This is a genomic window from Streptomyces coacervatus, from assembly GCF_029223485.1.
Lineage (GTDB): Bacteria > Actinomycetota > Actinomycetes > Streptomycetales > Streptomycetaceae > Streptomyces > Streptomyces coacervatus.
The window spans coordinates 112,709-134,792 of the sequence record NZ_JARHTP010000009.1; the positions used below are offsets into that span (position 1 = coordinate 112,709).

The 22,084-nt window shown below is 71.5% G+C and carries 18 protein-coding genes; 7 read left to right on the plus strand and 11 right to left on the minus strand.

All coding sequences use genetic code 11. The features are described 5' to 3' along the window. Positions 1-105 precede the first annotated feature (105 nt). The 3 genes from P2Q00_RS22975 to P2Q00_RS22985 are packed head-to-tail and all read left to right on the plus strand — an operon-like array spanning position 106 to position 3,973. On the plus strand, positions 106-1,653 hold the full coding sequence (locus tag P2Q00_RS22975) for a sugar ABC transporter ATP-binding protein (RefSeq protein ID WP_275774537.1): 1,548 nt from the start codon (positions 106-108) through the stop codon (positions 1,651-1,653). Then, positions 1,650-2,756: an ABC transporter permease gene (locus tag P2Q00_RS22980; protein WP_275774538.1), complete on the plus strand. Its 1,107-nt coding sequence runs from the start codon at positions 1,650-1,652 to the stop codon at positions 2,754-2,756. The genes P2Q00_RS22975 and P2Q00_RS22980 overlap by 4 nt, the downstream gene beginning before the upstream one ends. A 56-nt stretch (positions 2,757-2,812) precedes the next feature. Then, positions 2,813-3,973: a substrate-binding domain-containing protein gene (locus P2Q00_RS22985; protein ID WP_275774539.1), complete on the plus strand. Its 1,161-nt coding sequence runs from the start codon at positions 2,813-2,815 to the stop codon at positions 3,971-3,973. Between the two features lie 19 nt (positions 3,974-3,992). Here P2Q00_RS22985 and P2Q00_RS22990 read toward each other — a convergent pair whose 3' ends face one another. Beyond that, entirely contained in the window at positions 3,993-6,491 is a 2,499-nt protein-coding gene (locus tag P2Q00_RS22990) for a SpoIIE family protein phosphatase (protein ID WP_275774541.1), read from the minus strand. A gap of 500 nt (positions 6,492-6,991) precedes the next feature. Beyond that, positions 6,992-7,441, minus strand: coding sequence for a hypothetical protein (locus tag P2Q00_RS22995; RefSeq protein ID WP_275774542.1), 450 nt, complete (start codon positions 7,439-7,441; stop codon positions 6,992-6,994). A 355-nt stretch (positions 7,442-7,796) separates the two neighbouring features. Between P2Q00_RS22995 and P2Q00_RS23000 the strand changes: the two genes are divergently transcribed. Beyond that, the gene (locus P2Q00_RS23000; protein WP_275774543.1) at positions 7,797-9,059 is read left to right on the plus strand and encodes an MFS transporter; all 1,263 of its coding nucleotides are present in this window, start codon (positions 7,797-7,799) and stop codon (positions 9,057-9,059) included. A gap of 48 nt (positions 9,060-9,107) precedes the next feature. Beyond that, positions 9,108-10,469, plus strand: coding sequence for an MFS transporter (locus P2Q00_RS23005; protein WP_275774544.1), 1,362 nt, complete (start codon positions 9,108-9,110; stop codon positions 10,467-10,469). 143 nt (positions 10,470-10,612) lie between these two features. Here the strand turns inward: P2Q00_RS23005 and P2Q00_RS23010 are convergent, their stop codons facing one another. From P2Q00_RS23010 to P2Q00_RS23030, 5 genes are read right to left on the minus strand one after another with little or no spacing between them, the layout of a single operon-like run. Next, positions 10,613-11,395 carry a class I SAM-dependent methyltransferase gene (locus tag P2Q00_RS23010; protein WP_275774545.1) on the minus strand — a complete coding sequence of 261 codons (783 nt, stop codon included), beginning with the start codon at positions 11,393-11,395 and terminating at the stop codon, positions 10,613-10,615. Then, positions 11,392-12,342, minus strand: coding sequence for an HTTM domain-containing protein (locus P2Q00_RS23015; RefSeq protein ID WP_275774546.1), 951 nt, complete (start codon positions 12,340-12,342; stop codon positions 11,392-11,394). The genes P2Q00_RS23010 and P2Q00_RS23015 overlap by 4 nt, the downstream gene beginning before the upstream one ends. After that, complete coding sequence (locus P2Q00_RS23020; RefSeq protein ID WP_275774547.1) at positions 12,335-12,676, minus strand: hypothetical protein; 342 nt, start codon at positions 12,674-12,676, stop codon at positions 12,335-12,337. The genes P2Q00_RS23015 and P2Q00_RS23020 overlap by 8 nt, the downstream gene beginning before the upstream one ends. Before the next feature lie 20 nt (positions 12,677-12,696). Continuing rightward, positions 12,697-13,275 carry a DUF5825 family protein gene (locus P2Q00_RS23025; protein ID WP_275774548.1) on the minus strand — a complete coding sequence of 193 codons (579 nt, stop codon included), beginning with the start codon at positions 13,273-13,275 and terminating at the stop codon, positions 12,697-12,699. After that, positions 13,257-15,185, minus strand: coding sequence for a RiPP maturation radical SAM C-methyltransferase (locus P2Q00_RS23030; RefSeq protein WP_275774549.1), 1,929 nt, complete (start codon positions 15,183-15,185; stop codon positions 13,257-13,259). The genes P2Q00_RS23025 and P2Q00_RS23030 overlap by 19 nt, the downstream gene beginning before the upstream one ends. Before the next feature lie 39 nt (positions 15,186-15,224). Between P2Q00_RS23030 and P2Q00_RS23035 the strand changes: the two genes are divergently transcribed. After that, the gene (locus P2Q00_RS23035) at positions 15,225-15,419 is read left to right on the plus strand and encodes a hypothetical protein (RefSeq protein ID WP_275774550.1); all 195 of its coding nucleotides are present in this window, start codon (positions 15,225-15,227) and stop codon (positions 15,417-15,419) included. A 21-nt stretch (positions 15,420-15,440) separates the two neighbouring features. On the opposite strand, the gene P2Q00_RS23040 is transcribed toward P2Q00_RS23035, so the two are convergent. The 4 genes from P2Q00_RS23040 to P2Q00_RS23050 form a co-directional block, all read right to left on the minus strand. Beyond that, the gene (locus tag P2Q00_RS23040; protein WP_275774551.1) at positions 15,441-16,664 is read right to left on the minus strand and encodes a cytochrome P450; all 1,224 of its coding nucleotides are present in this window, start codon (positions 16,662-16,664) and stop codon (positions 15,441-15,443) included. 64 nt (positions 16,665-16,728) lie between these two features. Further along, positions 16,729-16,815: a hyalucidin A family RiPP precursor gene (locus tag P2Q00_RS51265; RefSeq protein ID WP_461696010.1), complete on the minus strand. Its 87-nt coding sequence runs from the start codon at positions 16,813-16,815 to the stop codon at positions 16,729-16,731. A 6-nt stretch (positions 16,816-16,821) separates the two neighbouring features. Then, a complete protein-coding gene (locus P2Q00_RS23045; RefSeq protein WP_275774552.1) occupies positions 16,822-17,991 on the minus strand; it encodes a cytochrome P450 in 1,170 nt (389 codons plus the stop codon). Between the two features lie 82 nt (positions 17,992-18,073). Continuing rightward, on the minus strand, positions 18,074-18,835 hold the full coding sequence (locus P2Q00_RS23050) for an IclR family transcriptional regulator (RefSeq protein WP_275774553.1): 762 nt from the start codon (positions 18,833-18,835) through the stop codon (positions 18,074-18,076). 249 nt (positions 18,836-19,084) lie between these two features. On the opposite strand from P2Q00_RS23050, the gene P2Q00_RS23055 reads away from it, so the two are divergent. Beyond that, the gene (locus P2Q00_RS23055) at positions 19,085-22,084 is read left to right on the plus strand and encodes an AfsR/SARP family transcriptional regulator (RefSeq protein ID WP_275774554.1); all 3,000 of its coding nucleotides are present in this window, start codon (positions 19,085-19,087) and stop codon (positions 22,082-22,084) included.

A 22,084-nucleotide genomic window follows, 5' to 3' on the forward strand; every position in this document is an offset into this window, starting at 1 on the left:
GGGGTCACAGCGGGCGGCCACATGTCGGAAAATGTGCAACATGTGCCGCTAATGTCACTGATGCACATCGGGAAGAACACGACAGGTCCAACCCCGGAGAGGTCCGTGCACGAGGCCCACGACACCTCTGCGCATGCGGTCCCGCCCTTCGGGGCGGAACCTCTGGTCCGTGTCCGCGGACTTGCCAAGCGCTTCGGGGGAACCCTCGCGCTCGCCGGGGTCGACCTCGATGTCCACGCCGGCAGCGTCCTCGCCCTCCTTGGTCCCAACGGAGCCGGGAAGTCCACGCTCATCAAGGTGCTCGCCGGCGTCCACCACGCCGACTCGGGGCAGGTCACCGTGGCCGGGCACCCGCTCGGGAGTCACGCCGCTTCCCGGCACATGTCCTTCATCCATCAGGATCTCGGCCTGGTGGAGTGGATGACGGTAGCCGAGAACATCGCTCTGAGCGCCGGGTATCCGCGCCGCGCCGGACTGATCTCCTGGCGGCTCACCCGAGAACACTGCACCGAGGCCCTGCGGGTCGTCGCCGGACATCTCGACCCCGACACGCCGATCTCCCGCCTCGCCCCGGCCGAGCGTTCGCTTGTCGCCGTCGCACGAGCCCTGGCGGCACGGGCGAGACTCATCGTCCTCGACGAGCCGACCGCCCGCCTGCCCGCCGCGGACTGCACCCGGCTGTTCCGGGTGCTGCACACCCTGCGCGAACGGGGGCACGGCATCCTCTACGTCACCCATCGCCTGGACGAGGTGTACGAGGTCGCCGACACCTTCGCCGTGCTGCGCGACGGGCGCCTGGTCAGCCACGGCTCGCCGGCGAGCCACACTCCTGCCCGCCTGGTGCGCGCCATCACCGGCGAGGGGCCGACCGATCACCGCCCCGCCACCACCCCGGCCGGCGGCCCGGCCATCCTGACCCTGGACGGGGTGCGCACCCCCGACGCGGGACCGGTCAGTCTGGAGCTCAGGCGGGGGGAAGTCCTCGGCCTGGTCGGCCTCACGGGCGCCGGACACATGGGCCTCGCCCGAGCCCTTGCGGGCGCCCGGCCCCTCCTCGGCGGACGGGCCCTTCTCGGCGGTCGCCCGTACCATCCCCGTACGGTCGCGGACGCCGTCGGACAGGGTGTCGCCCTCGTACCCGGTGACAGACAGCGGGAGGGTTGCCTCGCCGAGCTGACCGTACGGGAGAACCTCCTGGCCAACCCCCGGGCGGGAGGCATGTCGGCGCTGTGCTGGATCAGCCCCCGCCGCGAACGCGCCGAGGCCGGCACCCTGATCGAACGGTTCTCGGTGCGTCCCGACGACAGCGAGGCTGCCATCGCCACCCTGTCCGGGGGGAACCAGCAGAAGGTCATGATCGGCCGGTGGCTGCGGCTGGCCCTGCGCCTGCTGATCCTCGAGGAACCGACGGCGAGCGTGGACATCGGTGCCAAAGCCGCGATCCACCGCCTGCTCGACGAGGCGCTCGCCGCCGGCCTCGCGGTCCTCCTCATCTCCAGCGACTTCGAGGAGGTCGCGGGCGTGTGTCGGCGCGCCCTGGTCTTCGTCCGCGGATCCGTGACGACCGAACTGACCGGCCCGGCCCTCACGGTCACCGAGCTCACGCGGGCGGCTTCGGCCCTGCCCTCCTCCGGAACCGCGGCGAATCCGTGACCGGCTCCCCCTCTCCGGCTGCGCCCCCGCCGCGGCCGCGTCGCTCGGGACCACCGAGGCGACTCGCCCGACTGCACGGCCGTAGCGGGCAACTCATCGGCGCCTACGGCCTCCTGACCCTCACCGCCCTGCTCTTCCTGATCTTCTCCCTCACCCTGCCGCGTACCTTTCCCACCCGGGACACCGTCGACTCGATCCTGTCCAACCAGTCGATCCCGGCCGTCCTCGCACTCGCCGCGATGGTCCCCATCGTGACCGGCGCGTTCGACCTCTCCATCGGCTACGGTCTCGGCCTGGCGCACGTCATGGTGATGCAGCTCGTCGTGGGCGACGGGTGGCCCTGGCCGCTCGCCTGCCTCACGGTGATCGCCGGAGGGGGTGTCGTGGGCGTCCTCAACGGTGTCGTCGTCGAATTCGGACGGATCGATTCGTTCATCGCCACGCTCGGAACCGGCAGCATTATGTACGCGGTGACCGGATGGGTCACCGGCGGCGGCCGGATCGTCCCCGGCCCGCAAGGCCTCCCGGCCGCCTTCACCGACATCTACGACTCGACGTTCCTCGGCCTGCCGGTTCCCGCCTTTTACGTGCTCGCGCTCACGGTCGCCCTCTGGGTGGTTCTGGAGCGGCTGCCGCTCGGCAGGTACCTGTACGTCGTCGGGTCGAACCCGCGCGCCGCCGACCTGGTCGGCATCCCGACCCGCAAGTACACCGTCTACGCCTTCGCCGCGTCGGGACTGATCGTCGGCTTCGACGGAGTGCTGCTCGCGGCCCAGCAGCAGATCGGCAATCCCAGCGTCGGCCTCGACTACCTGCTGCCCGCGTTCGTCGGGGCCCTCCTCGGCTCCACCGCCATCAAACCCGGGCGCCCCAACGCCCTGGGCACCCTCGTCGCCGTCGCCGTCCTCGCCGTCGGCCTCACCGGCATCGCCCAGATGGGCGGCGATTTCTGGACGGTCCCGTTGTTCTACGGCGGCACCCTGCTCCTCGCCGTCGGACTGGCCGGCTACTCCGCTCGTCGCCGCCTGCGCACCGGTGCGGTCGTCGCCCGCGATTCGCCCGCCGTGACACAGGACGACGGCACGCCGGGCAGCCCTCCATGACCCACGCCGCGGGCACCGCCAGAGTGCCCGGGCGGCATCCTCCGCAAGGAGCTTCCGTGCACCGCAACCGCAACACCCCCACCGTCCGCAACGCGCGGTCCACTGCCACCGCCCTGGTGGTCGCGGTCTTCGTGCTGGCCGGCTGTGAACGCGGCTCGTCGAGCGGCCCGGCGCACTCCACCTCGGGTTCGAGCGGCTGCCCCGCGGCCCAGACCAGGGCCCAGGCCGCCGTCAGCCGGGCGGAGCGGACCGACATCCCCTGGAACGGACCGACCAGCGGTCCCACCGCGGTGGCCGGCAAGACCATCGTCTACGTCGCCCAGACCATGACCAATCCCGGAGTCGCGGGCGCCGCGGACAGCGTGCGGAAAGCCGCGCGCGTCATCGGCTGGCACGTCCGGGTGATCGACGGTGGCGGCACCCCCGCCGGCATCCAGGCGGCGATGAGCGAGGCCGTGGACGTCAGACCCTCGGGCATCGTCATCGGGGGCTTCGACCCGGGCTCGACCTCGCAGCAGGTGGCGCGTGCGAACGCGGCAGGCATCCCGCTCATCGGCTGGCACGCGGTCGCTTCCCCCGGCCCCAGCCGGCGCCCCAGGCTCTTTACCAACGTCACGACCAAGGTCGAGGACGTGGCCAGAGCCAGTGCGCAGTGGGTCATCTCGAGCTCCGACGGCACAGCCGGGGCCGTGGTCTTCACCGATGCCTCGATCCCCTTCGCCAAGTACAAGTCCGACCTGATCAGGAAGGAGCTGGCCACCTGCGCGGGGGTAAAGCTGCTGGCGTACGAGAACATCCCGATCCCGGATGCCAGCAGCCGTACGCCCCGGGAGATCTCCTCACTGCTCTCCCGCTTCCAGGGGAGATGGACCCACTCCGTCGCCATCAACGACCTGTACTTCGCCGATGCCGCCCCGGCGTTCCGCGCGGCCGGCAAGAAGGGTTCCGGCCCGCCCTTCAACATCGGCGCCGGTGACGGCGACCCCTCCGCCTTCCAGCGCATCAACAGCAAGCAGTACCAGGCGGCCACCGTGCCAGAGCCGCTGTCCCTGCAGGGCTGGCAGATCGTCGACGAGTTCAATCGCGCCTTCTCCGGCCGGCCGGCCAGCGGGTATGTGGCCCCCGTCCACATCAGCACGGCCGACAACAGCCACGGCGCCACGACCTGGGATCCGGCGGGATACCGGGAGGCGTACCGGAAGATCTGGGGCACGTGACAGTGGCGGCAGGGACTGGTCAACGTGGCGGGGCGTACTCGGTGAGCAGGAGCGCGATGTCGTCCGCCCTGTCGGGGGAAACGTGGCAGGCATCCCGCAGCAGCCCGTCGGCCAGTTCGTCCAGGCCACCCCCGCCAAGCCGGGCCAGCGACCCCCGGAGTCGCTCGACGTCGGAGCCGATGTCCGAGTCGCGCCTCTCGATCAACCCGTCCGTATAGAGGGCCAGGACCGACCCGGGAGCGAGACGCAGCTCCGACTCCGGAAAGCGTGCCGTCGCGTCGATGCCGAGCAGTGGGCCGCCGGGCACATCCAGGATCTTGGTGTGCCCGTCGGGCAGGCGCAGCAGGGGCGGGAGATGGCCCGCGCGGACGATGCGCACGATCCCCGAGCGGGGATGGAACTGGGCGTAGCAGCAGCTGGCGAGGAGCACCGGGTCGAGGTCCATGTGGAGCCGGTTGGTGCCGGCGACGACGTCGCTCGGTCGGTGGCCGGCGGCGATGAATGCCCGCATGGCGCTGCGCAGTTGGCCCATGGCGGCCGCGGCGGGGACGTTGTGCCCCTCGACGTCCCCGACGATCAGTGCGACTTCGTCGCCGGTGGGGATGACGTCGTACCAGTCGCCGCCGATGTCCATCCCCCTGGTGCCCGGAAGATAACGCCCGGTGACGTGCAGCCCCGGCAGAGTGGGCAGCCGGTGCGGCAGCAGCGCGTCCTGCAGGCCGCGGGCGAGGGCGAATTCGGCGTCGTAGAGTCTGGCGCGTTCCAGCGCCTGGCCGATCAGGCCGCCCAGCGCGGTGAGGACTCCGCGCTCCTCGTCGGGGAACCGGTGGATGTCGTCGAAGCCGAGAATGCAGGCGCCGACCGGGTGGTTCGAGGCGATCAGCGGCAGGAACGCCCAGGAGTTGGTGTGACCCACCATGAGCCCGGGGTAGCTCTCGCGGAGCTGCTCCCGGGACTCGACGAACAGCGGGACCCCGGAGGTCAGCGCGTCCGTCACGGGCAGCCGGGCGTGCAGCGGGGTGCCTTCGAACCGGGCGAGAAAGCGTTTCGAGTAGCCGCGCTGAGCGAGCAGGTGCAGGCGCTGTTCCTCCACCACAGCGATCGCCAGCTTCTGGCCGCCGAAGGCCGGCAGCAACTGTTCGGCGACGGCATCGAACACCTCGTCCGCGGTGGCCGCCGCGGTGAGGGCGCTGCCCAGCGTGAGCACCCGGTAGAGGGAACCCACGCGGGGGGCCGCGGGCGGAGGCGCCGAGGAGATGGGCGGCCCCTCCTCGGTGACTGGTGCACCGGGTCCGGTGCCGGCCGGTACGGGCTGCCGCACTCGTGAGGCCCATCCCGTCATGCCCTGAGCGCCCGGGTGAAGGGAGAAGACCAGCCACTCGTCCGGCGGGCGGCGGACCAGGAAGGAGACCGGTTGCTGGGAGACGGCGGCGGCCCGGTAGCGGTCCTCGTACACGGGATCGGCCAGCCAAGGCAGGATGTCCCAGGGGCGCCGGCCGAGCAGTTCGTCCTGGCGGACCCGCAGCAGATCCTCCAGGCTGTGGTTGGCGTAGGCGAGGCGTCCGTCGGGAGAGAGCGCGAAGAAACCGTCCGCGAGCCGCTCGATCGCCGCCACGGCGGCCATGCCGCTCCCGGAGTCCAGCACGGCGCCGACCAGGTGGCAAGAGGCCTCCGAGTCGTCGGGGCTCTCCGGTACCCGGCCCCACAGCTCGACGACGCGGTGTCCACCACGGCCGTCCAGGATGCGTAGGCGGTGCGCCAGTAGGTGTCCCTCCTCGACCGCGGCGCGGGCGGCGGACCCGAAACCGGGCAGATCCGCCGGCTCGATGTAGGCCGCCAGTGTGGCCGCCCGACCGTCGAACGCGCGGGGCGCAATCCCGAAGATCGCGCACAGCTCGTCGTCGGCAGTGAGGGCTCCGGTGTCGAGGTTCCAGTCGAACAGGCCCACCCGGATCGCCGGAGCGGACGGCAGCGGGACCAGTACTGGAGCCGTCCGCTCGTCGTACTCACCGAGCGTGCCGCGGGCCCGCAGTCCGGCGAGGGCGGTGCCCAGCCGGTCGGCGGCGGAGCGCAACTGCCCGCGCTGCGCCCTCGACAGTCCGGTCCCGTCCGGCCTGGGCGTCCACACCACGGCGATGGCGCCGAAGGTCCGCTCGCCCGCCCGTACGGGGACCGATGCAGAGCCGAACGGGTAGGGCAGGGCGATCGAGAGCTGGGGGAAGCGCCGCATCGTCTCCTCCGCGCCGGCCAGGTGGACCATGCGCCCGGAGCGACACGCCTCCGCCACCGGCATACGGCTGTTGACCGGGATCCGACGCCACCCGCTGAGCAGGGAGGGCGGTGTCCCGCAGGACGCGGCCACGACGAGCGAGCGATGGTCGCCGGAGAGCAGGAACACGCTTCCGGTATGTGCTCCGGTGACCTCCACGGCATGGACCACGGCCCTCACCAACGCGTCGTCGCGCTCGGGCGCTGCGCCGACACCCGCGGCGCTGAGCGGGTATGAGCTCGATGCCATACCGTTGGCCGACACGCTGCCCTCGATCATCCATGGAGTGCTTTTCCCAGTTTAGGGTCATTCGCACCTCTCTGTGGATGAATGTCGGGCCGGTATGGGTGAGCCGATTTTGTCCCCGCAGGCCAGACGGAGCGGGGGAACGTTCGCCAGGTTGCCCGATCATGAGCGAGAGCGAGTCGGCCGCCCCCGCGGAAGCTCCTCTCACCACGGATGCGGGCGTGCTCGCGCCGTTGGGGCGGCCGGCACCTCGGGGCTCGGGCGTTGGCTGCGTGTCCTGGCGGAGTGCTGGATGCGGCCCGTATTGCAAGAACCGAGCCGTGTGTACTCGCCCTGGACGTAGTCCTGTCGTGGATGCAGGGTTCCCGACGAGTTGGAAGGTTCTCTGAACCAGGGGTTGCCCTAACGGAGTTTGGCGGATACGAACAGGGACAATTTCGAGCGAAGGGTGCGGCTTTCCTTTCTGGGCGGATCGTGATCCCGGTTTGGGGCGACTGAGCCTCTCAGGCGGTTCGATCCGGAGTGGTGCCCCCGGAGGTGTGGATCGTCGTATTCGTGAAGTTGCGCCCCATGAACACCGGGGCGTGTTGTGTGCCACCGCTGATGCTGTTGTGCACCGTGCCCGCAGGATCGGGCTGGGCGGCGGGGGCGAACTCGTCGACGAGGCGCCGGAGTTCGTCGGCCGCGTCGGGGTGCTGCTCCAGCAGGCGGCGCAGACTGAACCGTAGCGACGCCGTCAGGTCGGAGGTGAGGCCCTCCTCGTCGGCGGTCCCGGTCGCCGTGACCAGGGTGTTGCGGGACTCTTCCAGTTCCCCGGCCACGGTGTCGGCCTCGCCGCCGTGTGCGAACAGCCGCACCACGCGCTGCTTCGCCTGCTCCCATGCGTCGGTGACCATGAGACCGATCACCGTCGTCGCTCCGGTTCCGACCAGCGTCACCAGTTCCGCTTCCACGGGGCTCCCTCGTTCGTTGTGAGTGGTCCTTGGCCTGTTGCTCGGGCGGCCCACCGTGAGCTTCCTGCACACGACGGCCGAGCGAAAGGCAGCCGGGAACGCCGTGATCACGGGCCGCCCGATCGCGGACGCCCTTCGAGGGTCGCACGGGCCAGGCATCGTCGTCCTCTCCGGACTCGGGGGAGTGGGCAAGACCCAAGTGGTGGCGCAGTGGGTCGACGGGACAGAGGAACTGCCCGCCTGTGAACAGCGCGACGGTTTTGGCCAATTGTGGTTCGTGTTTTGCCGGTGCCTGCATTGCTCGCCCCCGTCGTACGGACCTAGCCTGACCTGCTAAACCGTGGGAAGGGTCGGCATGCTGAAGACCGTCCGGGAGCAGGCTTCGGGTCTCACGAAGGATCAGCGCAATGCTTTTGTCGCCGCCTACCTGGGCTGGGCGATGGATGCTTTCGACTACTTCCTGGTGGTTCTCGTCTACAGCGAGATAGCCGACGACTTCCATGTCTCCCTCACCGACATGGCATTCCTCACCACCGCCACCCTGATGATGCGTCCGGTCGGTGCCCTGCTCTTCGGCATGTGGGCGGACCGCCGGGGCCGCCGGCTGCCGCTCATGGTCGACGTGATCTTCTACTCGATCGTCGGATTCGCCTGCGCCTTCGCGCCCAACTACGCCGTGCTGCTGGTGCTGCGTCTGCTGTACGGCATCGGCATGGGCGGGGAGTGGGGCCTGGGTGCGGCGCTCGCCATGGAGAAGATCCCGGCCGAGCGGCGCGGTTTCTGGTCGGGGCTGCTGCAGAGCGGCTACTCGCTGGGCTATCTGCTCGCCGCCGTGGCGTTCTTCGTCATCGAACCCGCCTTCGGCTGGCGGGGGTTGTTCGCCTTCAGTCTGGTGCCCGCCCTGGTCGCCCTGTGGGTGCGCACCCGGGTGGAGGAGAGCGAGGTGTGGGAGAAGAGCGTGGCGCTCAACCGCACCCCCGCGTATCAGGTGTTCAAGAACCCGGCGGTGCTCAAGCGCTTCGTCTACCTCGTGGCGCTGATGACCGCCTTCAACTGGATGTCGCACGGCACCCAGGACGTCTACCCGACCTTCGTCAAGAAGGGCCTGGGCCTGTCCCCGGACACCGCGATCTCCATCGCTGTGGTCTACAACATCGGCGCCATCATCGGAGGCACGCTGCTCGGCGCCTACTCCGAGAAGCTGGGCCGCCGTCGCACGATCATGGTGGCGGCGGCCGGGGGCCTGGCTGTAGTGCCCTTCTTCGTGCTGTCCACCGCCGTGGGCTGGCTGATGCTCTCCTCCTTCCTGATGCAGATGTGCGTACAGGGAGCCTGGGGTGTCATCCCCGCGCATCTGACCGAGATGAGCCCGGACGCGATCCGGGGCTTCTACCCGGGTGTCACCTACCAGTTGGGGAATTTGATCGCGGCTCTCAACCTGCCCATCCAGGAGGCCATCGCCGAGCGGCACGGCTATCCGGCGGCGATGACGTGGACCGTGGTGCCTGCCCTGGTCGTGGTGATCGCACTGAGCGCTGTCGGCAAGGAGGCCAAGGGCATCCGGTTCGGCAGCACGGGCACCCACGCCCCGAGCACCGAGGCGGCCGGCACCACCTAGCGGAACACCGATCGACACCCTGCGAGCCGCGCCGCTAGCTTCGACGACGTGGCCCATGAGGAGGATCGGCCCCAGCACGGGGAGTCCCCCAAGGCTGCGCCCTTGTGGCGCAACCGGGACTACACCCTGTGGTGGAGCGGTACGGCACTGTCCGACCTCGGCACCGGTGTCTCCACGCTTGCCTTCCCGCTGCTGATCCTTGCCACCGCCGGCTCCGCCGCGGCGGCCGGGACCGTGGGGACCTGCGCCGGCGCCGGGCTGCTGGTGGGCCTGCTGCCGGCCGGCGTCCTCGCCGACCGCCGGTCGCGCCGGGCCATCCTGATCGGGGCCTCCCTCGTCCAACTCGCCACCATGGCAACGGTCTTCTGGCTGGTGGCGGCCGAACATCCCTGGCTGCCGGCGATTGCGGCCCTCGCCCTGGTGCAGGGGCTTGCCTCGGCCGCCTTCCGGGGAGCGGCCGCCCCCGTGGTCCGGCGCGTCGTCCCCACCGCTCAGCTCAAGGCGGCCTACGCCGGCGCCGAAGCACGCGACTACGGCGCCCAGTTGGCCGGTGCCCCGCTGGGCGGGCTGCTGTTCTCGCTGGCCCGCTGGGCGCCGTTCCTCGCGGACGCCCTCTCCTTCGCCGCCGTGACGATCGCCTCCGCCCTGCTGCGCTCCGAGCTGGGCCCCGATCCCGGCACCACTGGGCCGGGGGTGCGCTCCTCGGCCCTGCGCGATCTGGGCGCGGGGCTCGCGCACATCCGGGGCCGCGCCTTCCTCCGGTACGCCCTGCTGTGGCTGGCGTTGATGAATCTGTTGCTGGGGGGCGTCGGTTTCATGTTCGTCGTCGCGCTGCGGCAGCACGGCGCGTCGTCGACTCGGATCGGTGCCGCCGAGGCGCTCGCCACGGCCTGTGCGCTGGGCGGGGCGTTGGCTGCCGGTTGGGTGGTCCAGCGTGTGCCGGGTCGTCAACTCGTGCTCGGTGTCTCGTGGATGATGCCGGTCGGGGTCGCGGCACTCGTGCCACTGGCGGGGCGCCCCTGGCTCGCGGGGCTCTGCCTGGGGGTGAGCACGGTGCTAGTCACCCCGTTGAACGTGGTGCTCACCAGCCACGTCATGGCGACGACCGAGGACGCGCTGACCGCCCGCGTCGCCTCCGCGCTGGGGTTCGCCTCGATGGGGCTGGGCTGGCTCGCCCCGCTGGTGTGCGGGGCACTGGCCGACGCGTTCGGTGCGGGCGTCCCGCTGATCGCCGTCGCCGTGGGGCTGGTGCTGATGGCGGGCGCCAACCATCTTCTGCCTGCCGTACGGGAGTTGAGCGCGGAACCCGGCGACGGCGGGGACGGCGGCGGCGAGGACGGCGGCGGTGCGGCCCGGACGGCGGAGCGGCCGCGTGATGCGGAGCCGCCGCGTGATGCGGTGCCGGACTGAGAGCCTGCGAACAAGCCCCCGCCGTCCGCCTCAAAGGCGTAGCGCAGGCGACGGTTGGTTCACCGGCTCTGTCGGTCGGTCGCCGCACGATGAGGTCCCCGACCGACGGTCGCCCGCCCCGTGACGTGATGCCGGGGAGCCGGTCAGTCTCCGGCGGATGCGCCCAGGGCGACGCAGCGGTACGTGACGGGCACGCGGCCGTCGTGCGCGGTGTCGAGACAGCGGGCCGTCTCGTGCCACAACCGTCGGCGGGATGCCTTCGGGAGCGCCAGATGGCGGCTGTCGGTGGCCAGCAGCCCGCACCACTGACGGGAGGTCAGTGTGGCCTGCCAGGGCACCACGGCCCTGCGCACGTGCGGGAAGCCGTGCGCGTGCAGCTCTTGGACGTACGCGTCGAGGTCGGACTCCGCGAGGGTCTGCCGGCCGCCCTCGCCGGTCGGCAGACCCTGCGGCAGGACGGAGACGTAGACCTCGGTGAGGTCGGCCGTGACGGCCGGGGGCAGGGCGCTGAAGTTCCAGGCGAGCAGGATCCGCCCGCCGGGACGCAGACACCGCGCGGCCCGGTCCACCCGCTCGCCCGGCCGCAGCCAGTGCCACGCCTGGCCGCACGCCACCACGTCGAACCGCCGCTCCGCCGGGTCCCACTCCTCGAAGGCGGCCACGTCGACGGCCAGCCCCTTCGCCGCGGCCACGGCCGCCATGCGCGGATCGGGTTCCAGGCCGGTGACCCGATGGCCGAGCGTGTCGAGCGCGGCGGCGAGCTTTCCGGTCCCGCAGCCGACGTCGAGAGCCTCTCCCCGCCGGTCCTCTGCGCTCTCCCCGAGCGCCTGGGTCAGCGCTTCGAGGGGATAACCGGGCCGCAGCCGGTCGTAGGCGCGGGCATGGGCGCCGAAGGAGGTGGGGGCCCAGCGCGTGGCGTGCGTCATGTCAGTGCCTCGATCAGGGTCACGAACGTGTGCGGGGGCAGGAACAGCGCGTATGTGCCCACGGCAGCCAGGCCGAAGGGCACCAGGCGCTTGGGCAGGATCGTGGTGAACGCGGTGTGCATGAGCACGCCCGCCACGACGCCGGCCGGCCAGGTGACGGGAAAGACCAGCAGGAGGGGCACCGCCGCCTCCACGCCGATGGCAGCCAGCGAGGGAAGCCGCCAGCGGCGGGCCACGACGGCGGGGTCCGCGGTGGCGAGGCGGCGGGTGAACCAGTCGGGGAAGTAGTAGTCCCGCGGTGCGCCGTCGCGTGCTTCGGCCCCCACCACCGCCAGTTGCTCGAACGTCTTCTGCAGGGCGTCCCCACTGGTGAACTGGCGGGAGGACGCCTTGAGCCAGGCGCTGCTCCAGTACACCTGGAACATCAGCACCACCACGGCCGCCTGCGGCCAGGACGGTGCGGTCCCGTGCGGTGTCGCAGGCGGCCGGAGAAACGCACGCGGGGAGGATGCGTCCAGCAGGGACTGGAGGCTGAGATAGGCGTCCGTTCCGGTCGCCACCACGAACGGCAGGCACAGCATCCCCAGGAACAGGGTGTTGAACTTGCGGTCGAAGGTGAACTCGAACATGCACCACGCGGCCACCACCCCCGCGGCCAGGGGGACGAGGACCCCCGCCGGCAGGCACAGCACCGCCACCGCCCGGGCGGCGTAGAACACCTTGAATGCGGCCGGGCTCAGCAGCAGTTTCACCGCCATCTCGTCGTGCTCGTAGCGCCAGCGCAGCAGGGACTTGGGGCGCAGGTCGAAGAAGCGCGCCATGCCGAACGCGTGGTCGGCGGTGATCTTCCACAGCAGCGCGGTCCCCAGGACCACGCGGAAGGCACACAGGGCGGGGCCGGCCACGGTGCCGTGCACCGGCAGTGCGGCCGCCAGCAGGTCAGGCACGGAGCACCCGGCCGCCGCGGACCGCGATTCTGACTGAGGTGAACGGCAGCAGCGCAACCCCCTCGCCCACCACGCGCCGTCCGTGCTCCTCCTCCAGGTAGCGCACCAGGTCGTCGAGGCCCTCGACGCTGTTGAGGAAGCCGTGGCGCGGCTCGTACGTCCACGGGCAGACGGGCTGCCCGTCGGCCGCGTCGTACAGACGGACCCGGTAGGCGTTGGTGTGGGAGAACATCGCCCAGGAGCCGAACGAGCCCGGCGGCGTGCAGAAGCCCCGCCACACCAGCCAGACCACGGCCCCGGCACCGAGCACCGCGGCGGCGACCGTGTCGACCATGTCTCCTCCAGCCGTGGGGATCACAGGAGCATGGACGGTGCCGGCCAGCGGTCGATCAACGACGGTGCCCACCAGTCGAGTTCGCCGAACCTGAGCACCAGGTGTTCGGCGCGCAGCGCATCGAGCACCTCCGGATCCACCTCGCCCGGCCGCTGCTCCTCCAGGAGCGCCACCGCCCGTACGTACGCGGGCTCGGTCAGGTCGAACCGCTGGAGCACCCCGTCGCGGCGGTCGCGGATCTGGACGAAGCCCGGACCGCGCCGCCACACGCAGCGGCCGACGTAGAAACGCTCCCGCCACTGCGCCAGCCGCTCCGCCTGGCCGCTGCCGTCCAGGGAGACGGGTGGCTGAAGATGCGTCAGATGCCGTGCCGTGAGCGCGGGGTCCGCACGCCGCCCCGCGCGCAACTGCCAGCGCACCAGCAGTCCGCGCGCGGTGGCGATGCGTACGAAGTCCAGTGCGCGCAGGTCGCGCGGGGCCGGGGTGCGCAGCTGGACGGGCTCGTCGAGGGTGACGCAGCGCACCCCGCGCTCGTAGAGGCCGCGGACCTGCCCGACGGCGGGGGAGGGGGCCGGTGGGGTCAGGAGATCGTCAGGCATGTGGGCTCCTCGGCTTGGTCCAGTGCCACCTGGTATCCGTACTCCTGCGACGAGGCGCGCCGGATGCGGCACAGCAGCTGGTTCTCGTCCGCGGTCGCGAGCTGGACGGCCCGGTCGGCGTCGACGAAGACCAGCCCCTGCCGCCGCCAGTCGGCGAGCAGTTCCCCGACGCGGTCCTCGTCCCAGCCGCCGTCCGTCCGGGCGGCGCGGCGGGCCAACTCCTTCACGGAGCGCGGGTTGTGCAGCGCCCGGAAGATCTCCGTCTCGGCCGGGTCGGACAGGGTCAGGGACCGCCATGCGAAGCCGGGACGGGAGTTGGTCAGGTGGATGCGGTCGCCGGAGTCGGTGAAGGTCAGCCGGGAGCGGGGATAGTTGTCCGTCCATTCGTCGAGGGCCGTCTCCAGGCGTTCGGCGAGCTTGTCGTCGATGCCCTGGTTGGCGGTGGTGAACAGGTAGGCCAGATCGGCCAGTTCGGACTCCGGCAGATCGTAGGTGAGGGGGTAGTGCACCTGCGGATGCCGCTCGGGAAAGCCCAGTTCGGGACGGTTGAAGTAGGGGGAGAACCGCTCCAGTGCGATGCGGTTGGCCCCCGTGGGGTGATGCAGGTGGTGCAGCGCAGGCAGCTGTTCGATCACCGGGAGGTAGTCCTCCGGGGTCTCGCCCGGGAATCCGTACAGATAGTTCCAGGCCACGGACAGGCCGTTGCTCTCCGCGTCGCGCAGGAAGCGGACGTTGAGGGTGCCGGTCACCCCCTTGTCCATGATCTTCAGGACCTGGGAGTTGAGGCTTTCGATGCCCGGCTGGACGCTGACCACGCCCGCCTCGCGCAGCCGCACGATCTGCGGCAGGTTCATGTTCGACTTGATCTCGTACTGGATGCGCAGGTCGTACGGTGCCTCGGCCAGCTTCGCCAGCACGGAGTCGAGGTAGGACATCTCCAGGATGTTGTCGACGGCGTAGAAGTCGAGGACGTGGTGGCGTTCGGCGAGCGTGAGGATCTCGGTCAGATATGTCTGCGGGGACTTGCTGCGGAAGGCCATGGCCGAGCCGTTCAGCCCGCAGAACGTGCAGTGGTGCTTCTCGCCCCACCAGCAGCCGCGGGCGCCCTCGACCACCAGCACCGGCTCATACCACGACTGCACGCGCGAACGCCCCAGCCGCTCGAAGTAGGCGTCGAAGTCCGGCATCGGGATCTCGGACGGCGCCAGCAGCTGTGCGGCCTGCGGTGTGCTCACGCTGGATCCGTCGCGGCGCAGGCACAGCCCCGGGATGCGCGGGATGTCCTCCGGCCGGCCGTCCCGCAGGGCTTCGAGCAGCTGGGGGAAGGACCGTTCGGCCTCGCCGCGTACGACGTGGTCGACGAAAGCGAAGTTGCGGTGCAGCGCCTCGCCCTGAGGGCCGTCGCAGTTGGCCCCGCCCATCACGGTGACCGTGTCCGGGGCGAGTTCCTTGATACGGCGCAGCAGGGCGAGGGAGGCGACGTTCTGCTGGAAGGTCGAGGTCGCCCCCACGACGTCCGGGGCGTCGGCGACGATCCGGCGGGCCAGGGCGTCGACGAACCCCGTGACTGTGCGATGCAGCCGCAGACAGACATCCATCCGGGTCTTGTCGACCCGCTTCTCCATCGTCCGCGTGAACTCCGCCACGCGCCAGGAGGGGTCGTCGTAGAGGGCCGAGGAGAACACCCAGTCCCCACAGCCCAGGAAATAACTCTGCAGGGAGAAGTAGTCGTAGTCCGAGGCGCCGTAACCGCCCTGCTGGTCCATCCAGTCGGCGAAGTCGATATTGGCGTACCGTGTATTCGTCTCGACATCCGGTAAGGCGTCACGGATTCGCCGTGAAAGGATTCCGAGAGCGAGGGACGGGGTGGCCAGTGTGGCCCATGGCATGGTGACCAGGGTGACCTTCATACGTCCGGTCCATTTCTGCTTTCCGGTGAAATTCCTTCGGTGGTGCTGCTCGCCGACCCCCGGCGCGACGGGAATTCCGGCCGCACCGGGGGGATGGGCACCCTTCGACATCCTTCCGGTGACGGCTCAGAAGCCGATACCGACGGTGACGACGATCTGACCGTGGTTGTTCGCCTGCGGGTCGTTGACCACTACGGTCTTCTGCATGGTTCACCTCCCTTCTGGAATCGGTGAATCGACTGGCGGACAGCCCTGTTACCGCAGAGCCAGTCGACCGCGGAAGTGCTCCGGTACCGGTGCGAACCGGAGGGCCATCGTGATGTCCTCCGGCCGTTCCACGTCCAACCGGTAGCGGGTGCAGAGGAGATGGCACAGCGCCATCAGCTGGACCGTGCCGAGGTTCGCGCCGATGCATTTCTTCGGCGCCCAGCCGAACGGCACATAACAGGTGCGGTCCGACGGGCCGTGCGGCGCGCCCGGCAGGAAACGGTCCGGGTCGAAGACGTCGGGCTGTTTCCAGATCCGCTCGTCACGGTGGATCATGTGCGGGCTCAGCAGATACCACTGCCCGGGTTCCAGGCGGGTGGCTCCCAGGTCGAAAGCGAATTTGGAGCGCCGCACCAGCAGCAGCGGCGGGCTCCACATCCGCAGCACCTCTTTCACGAACCGGTGGGTCACCGGGGCCACATGGGCGGGGGCCGCGCGGAATTCCGCCGGATCCACGGCGCACAGTTCGTCGGAGAGCCGCTGCTGCCACTCGGGATGCCGGACGAACTCGTACAGCAGGCTCGCGGCGGCCGTGCCCGGCGGGCCCCCGATGGCGGTCAGGACGGCGGTGACGACGTCCAGCGCGCGGTCCATGCCGAGCTCCGGCAGCAGATCCACGAAGGGGTCGGCGAGGTCCGGCTCGCGTCTGCGCCGGCCACGGGCGCGCTGCCGCAGGACCCTGCGCACCACCAGCCCCGAGCGCACCTGGACGCAGATGAACCGCAAGTGGTGCCAGGTGCTGCCCGGTTCGGGCGAGACCAGGCGCAGCAACTTCATCTCCAGGTCCCGGCGCACCAGTTCCGCCTCGCCGGAGGTGAGGCCGGTCAGTGCGACGGGCAGCAGCGACCGCAGCGTCACATCCTGCGTGAGCATGGTCAGGTCGACGTCCTGTCCGACCCGGGCGTCCAGGATCCGCTGCATGCGCTCGATCAGCCGGCCGTGGTGTTCGGCCGTCGCGAGGGTGTGCAGCTGGGTCAGCCATGCGGAGCGGATGCGGCTCCACTTCATCTCCGGGCTGTGCCGTCGGCGCACCATGTCGACGAGGCGGTCGTGCATCACGAACCGGTGCCAGTTCGTGGCGCTGACGTGGCGCGCCGCCTCCGGCTCGAAGATGCCGAGCCGCTGGTCGTCCACCCAGAAGATCCCGTCCTCCTGGGCGCTGCGCATCCGCATGAAACGCAGGAAGTCCTCGGGGTGTTGCGGGGTGGTCATCGTGCACGTTCCCCTCGTGGGGCGCGGGGAGCCGACCGCCGGGCGCCTCCCCGCGCAGGGCCGGTCAGATGTGGTGGTACAGGTACCAGAAGTATTCGTACTGGCCTCGGATGTTGAGGACCGACTTCGCCTTGAGGTACAGCGCGCGCATGCGGGTTCACCTCCTTTCGGGACGGTCGTCGGGGAGGCTCAGCGTCGCGGTGAACCGCGGCGGAGCCAGCGCCGGACCCACCTGGGGCCCGCCGCCGTCATGGGGGGCGACCGACACGCGCCAGTCATGTGAGAGAAGACCTACGAGGTCCTCCAGCAGCCGCACGGTGACGGTCGCGCCCGCGCAGGTGTGCGGCCCGTGTCCGAACGGCAGATACGCCGCGTCGGGCACCCCCGTGGCCCAGCGCTGCGGGAGGAACTCGTCGGGCCGCTCCCAGTGACCTGGGTGCCGGTGCACCAGATAGCTGCACACCACCAGCCGGTCCCGGGGCGTCACCCACGTCCCGCCCAGCTCCTGCACCCGGCTCGGCGTCCGGGCGAACAGCCACGCCACCGGCCACAGCCGCAGCGCCTCGCGCACCGTCCAGCTTGGTTCGGCCGCGGCGCGCTCCGGGTGCGTGCCCAGCAGATAGACCGACCAGCCCAGCGCGAAACCGACCGATCCGACCACGGCGAACAGGAAGGACAGGTAGACCTCGACGAGATCCTGCGGATCCGCCGTCGGCCCGCCCCCGTCGACGACGACGTCGACGAGGTCGCGCGGCCCGGCGGGGCCGCCGAACTGCCGCAGCCGCTCCTGCCGGGCGCACATCTCGGTGTGCAGCGCCCGCAGCGCACGGCGGCGGAAGAGCAGCCGGGAGGCGGCCGAGTGGCGCCGCCGTGCACCCGCCAGCACCGCACGGGCGACGATCGCCTCCACGGTCGTCTGCAGGTGGGCCGGGGCGTCCCGGTGCAGCAGCACCTCGCGCAGATGCCGCAGCACGAGCAGGTTCCCGGCGTCCGGCCACTCGCTGTGCGGCGCGAGCCGCTCGGCGACCAGATCGGGCAGGTCCTGGCGCCGCGCGTCGAGATGACGGCGTACCAGGTTCCGGGCCGCACGGCCGATGGTGATCTGCGCGGAACGCGGCCCGAAGACGCCGTGCCGGTTGTGGAAGAAGTCGGACGTCTCCGCGACGGCGCCGTGCCGGTTGCCCAGCACCGCTCGCACCGCCTCGGGCCCGGCCACGCACACCCCGCCCATCGCCGAGCGCCACACGTCGTGCCCGCCGTCGAACTCCGCTGTCAGCAGGGCCAGTTGGTCGCCGGGGTGGCCCTGCGAGGTCGGCGACGACTTCATGGTGCCCTCCGTAAGTGGTGGTACGGCAGTGCGGTTCCCGGTCGGCGTCACATGCGGCGCGGTGGCGCCCGATCCGACGGGCTCAGCCTGCTGAGGGGACCTCGGCCTGTCGCCCGCTGTGCCGCTGAGCGGAACGGCCGAGCCCCGCCGTGATGGCGGATGCCGCGCGGCGGGCCGGGTCGGCCAGGCGCTCCAGGCGATGGCCCGGGCCGGTCAGGACGCTCAGCGCGGCCACCGGGACGCCGTCCGCCGCGTACACGGGCACGGCGGTGCAGCACACCCCCTCCAGCACCTCCTCCCGGTCGTAGGCGGCCTCGCGCTCCCGGATCCGCCGGGCCTCGTGCGGCCAGGCCCGGGGCAGCGGACCGAGCGGCAGGCCGGGGTGGGCCCAGGCGGTCAGCACCTTGCCGGCCGCCGTGTACCACGGCCAGGTCTGCCGGTCCTCGGGCAGGGGCCGCGGGACGTCCGGGGCGGCCGACCAGTTCAGGATCAGCGTCTGCCCCTCGTGCAGTACGGCGAGGCCGACCGTCATACCGGTGACGGCCGCCAGCCGCCGCAGCGGCCGCTCGGCGGCCTTCCTGAGCCCCGGGTAGGGCTGCCAGCCATGGCCCAGTCGGAACATGCCGGGGCCGATGCGGTAGTGGCCCCCACTGCGTTCGACGGCCCCCAGCTCCGCGAGCTGGTCGAGCAGCCGATAGGCGGTCGTCTTGGGCAGACCGCACGCCGAGGCCAGCACCGTCACACCGGCCCCCTCCTCCTGGCGCAGCGCGTTCAGCAGGGCGAAGGCGCCCTCCAGGACACCGCGTCCGGCCGTCGCGGACAGCGGTCCGTCCGGGTCGGGCAAGGGCGCGCCGTCCAGCGGTCCGATCCGGGCAGGCGAAGAGGCCGTCGCTGTCGCCGTGTTCGATCGATGCACGTGTCAACCCCCGTGGTCACGTGTGAGCCCCGCGCAGTGACTGTGCGGGTCGCGGTCGCGCGTGGCCCGCACTGCGGTACCGGCGCGGGCGCCGCTCCCCCCAGGGTGGGGGTCGGGGGTGGTCCGAGATTTTGCCGAAAGCTTGTCGCCCTGCTCGGCGATGTGAGGAGACTGTGGATGCGATGTGAACGGGGGGTGGGTGCAGTGCTACGGCTGTGTCTGTCGGGACCGGTGGAAGTGCTGGTGCGGGAAGCGCCGGTGGACCTGGGGCCGCCCCAACGGCGGGCGGTATTGGCCGCGTTGGCCGTGGACGCCGGCCGGCCCGTACCGGTCGACGTGCTCATCGACCGGATCTGGGGCGCCGATCCGCCGGAGGGCGCGCGCCGCTCCCTGTATGCGCACATCGCCCGCATCCGGCGGCTGGCCGAACGCCTGGAGGACCTGGGCGACGGGCGATTACCGGTGTTGCGCCGGTCCGGCGGCTACCAACTGGACCTCGACCCCGACCTGATCGATCTGCACCGCTTCCACCGCCTGGCCGCGCAGGCGCGCGACGGCACCCAGCCCGACCGGACCCGTGCCGCACTGCTGCGCGAGGCCCTCGACCTGTGGCGCGGCGAGCCCTTCGCCGGTCTGCCCGGCACCTGGCCCGCCCGGATGCGCGAGACCTGGCGGCGGCAGCGCGTGGATGCCGCCGTACGACTGGCGGACATCGAGATCCGCGGCGGCGACCCGGCAGCCTTCGTGGGCCAGCTGGCCGACCTGCTGGACGAGTACCCGTTGACGGAACCCCTCGCGGAAGCCCTCATGCGGGCCCTGTACGCGGCAGGCGACAGCGGCGAGGCACTGCGCTGCTATGCACAGACCAGGCAGCGCCTGGTGGAGGAACTCGGTACCGAACCCGGGCGCCGGCTGTGGGAACTGCACCAGGAGATCCTCCGGGAGCGCCCCCTCGGAAACGAGCACGAGCACGAGGCGGTGCCCGCCCTCCCGGCCGCGTCGGCGACCCGGCCGCCTCCCCCCGCCCCCACCGCCCCGCCTCGGGCTGGGCGGGCGGCACCGCCCCCTCCGAGCGGCAGCGTCCCGTACACCGTCCCCGCTCAACTCCCCATGGGCGTACCGGGTTTCATCGGCCGTACCGACGAACTCGCCCGTCTGGACGCGCTGCTGGCGGACGCCGGACGGCGTCCCGCGGCGGTGGTCGTGTCGGCGCTGTCGGGCATGGGCGGAGTGGGCAAGACCGCGCTGGCGGTGCACTGGGCACGGCAGGTGCGCTCGGACTTTCCCGACGGGCAGCTGTATGTGAACCTGCGCGGCTTCGACCCCGGCGGCGCACCCCTGGCCCCGGACCGGGCCGTACGCGGATTCCTCGACGCGCTGGGAGTGCCCGCCGCCCGGGTACCCGAGTCCCTCGACGCGCAGGTGGGCCTCTACCGCAGTCTGCTGTCCGGCCGACGGGTCCTGGTGGTCCTCGACAACGCCCGGGACGCCGATCAGGTACGGCCGCTGCTGCCCGGCGCGCCGGGCTGTCTGGCCCTGGTCAGCAGCCGCAGCCCGCTGACGGGACTGGCCGCCGCGGAAGGAGCCCAGCTGCTCGCCCTCGACCTGCTCACCGCCGAGGAGTGCCGCGAACTGCTCGCCGCCCGCCTGGGTGTCGCACGGGTGGCAGCCGAGGCCGCCGCGGTGGACGAGATCGTCGTGCGCTGCGCCGGGCTGCCGCTCGCGCTCGCGGTCGTCGCCGCCCGCGCCGCCGCCCGCCCCGCCGTGCCGCTGGCCGGCTTCGCCGAGGAACTGCGCACCGCCGAGCGGATCCTGGACCCGCTGGACACCGGCGATCCGGCCACCGCGGTACGGACGGTCTTCCACTGGTCGTACCGCACCCTCAGCCCTCAGGCGTCACGCCTGTTCCGGTTCCTGGGCCTGCATCCCGGCCCCGACGCCGACCTGACGGCCCTCGCCGCCCTCGCCGGCGCCGGGGTGGGCCAGGTGCGGGCGCCGGTCGCGGAACTGACCGCGGCCCATCTGCTGATCGAGCACGCACCGCAGCGCTACACCTGCCACGACCTGCTGCGGGCCTACGCCGTCGAGCTGGTCGCCGAGCACGACGACCAACCCACGGCGGGGGCCGCGACCCGCCGCGTTCTGGACCACTACCTGCACACCGCCTACGCGGCCGACGCCCTGCTCACCCGGCGGCACCACCCGATGACCCTCGCCCCGGCCGAGCCCGGCGCCCTTTCCCGCCAACTGGCCGACTACGACGAGGCGTTGGCCTGGCTGATCGCCGAACAGGCGGTCCTGCTGTCGGCCGTGGAGCGCCCGCTGCCCGGCTTCGACGGCTACACCTGGCAGTTCGCCGCGACCCTGACCACGTTCCTGGAACGCCAGGGCAACTGGCAGGCCCTCACCGACGTCCACACCGCCGCCCTGCACGCGGCGCTGAACCACGAGGACCTGGCCGGACAGGCGGCCGGCCACCGGGGCCTGGGGCTGGCCCGCTTCCAGCTGCGCGACCCGGAGGGGGCCCGCCACCACTTCACCCGTGCCCTCGACCTCTTCCGCCGGCTGGACAACCATCCCGGTCAGGCCCGCACCCGCCAGAACCTGGCCAAGATGGCCTGGGCCCACGGAGCACCCCGTGAGGCACTGCGCCACTCGCGCCGCTCGCTGGAACACTTCCGGCTCGCCCACGACCGCGGCGGCCAGGCGGTCGCCCTCAACGACATGGGCTGGTACCTCGCCGAACTCGGCGAACTGCGGCAGGCGCTCGCCTACTGCCGGCAGGCACTGCCGCTCGTCCAGGCAACGGGCGACCTGAGCGGCCAGGCGCACACCTGGGACAGCCTCGGCTACATCCACCGCCACCTGGGCCGCCACGCCACCGCCGTGGAGTGCTACGACCGTGCCCTCGCCCTCTTCCGCAAGACGGGCGACCGCCGCAGCGAGGCGATCGGCCTCAGCTACCTCGGCGACACCCACGAGGCGGCGGGCGCGCCCGGCCCCGCCCTCGACGCCTGGCGGCTCGCCCTGGACCTGTTCGACGAACTGGGCCTCCCGGAGGCCGACACCCTGCGCACCAAAATCCGGGCACAGGCACCGGCGGACCCCGGCGCCCCCGACGCGGCAGAGCGTCGTATGAGCCATACCGACCATCGGCTCGACCTGCCCACCGGGTGA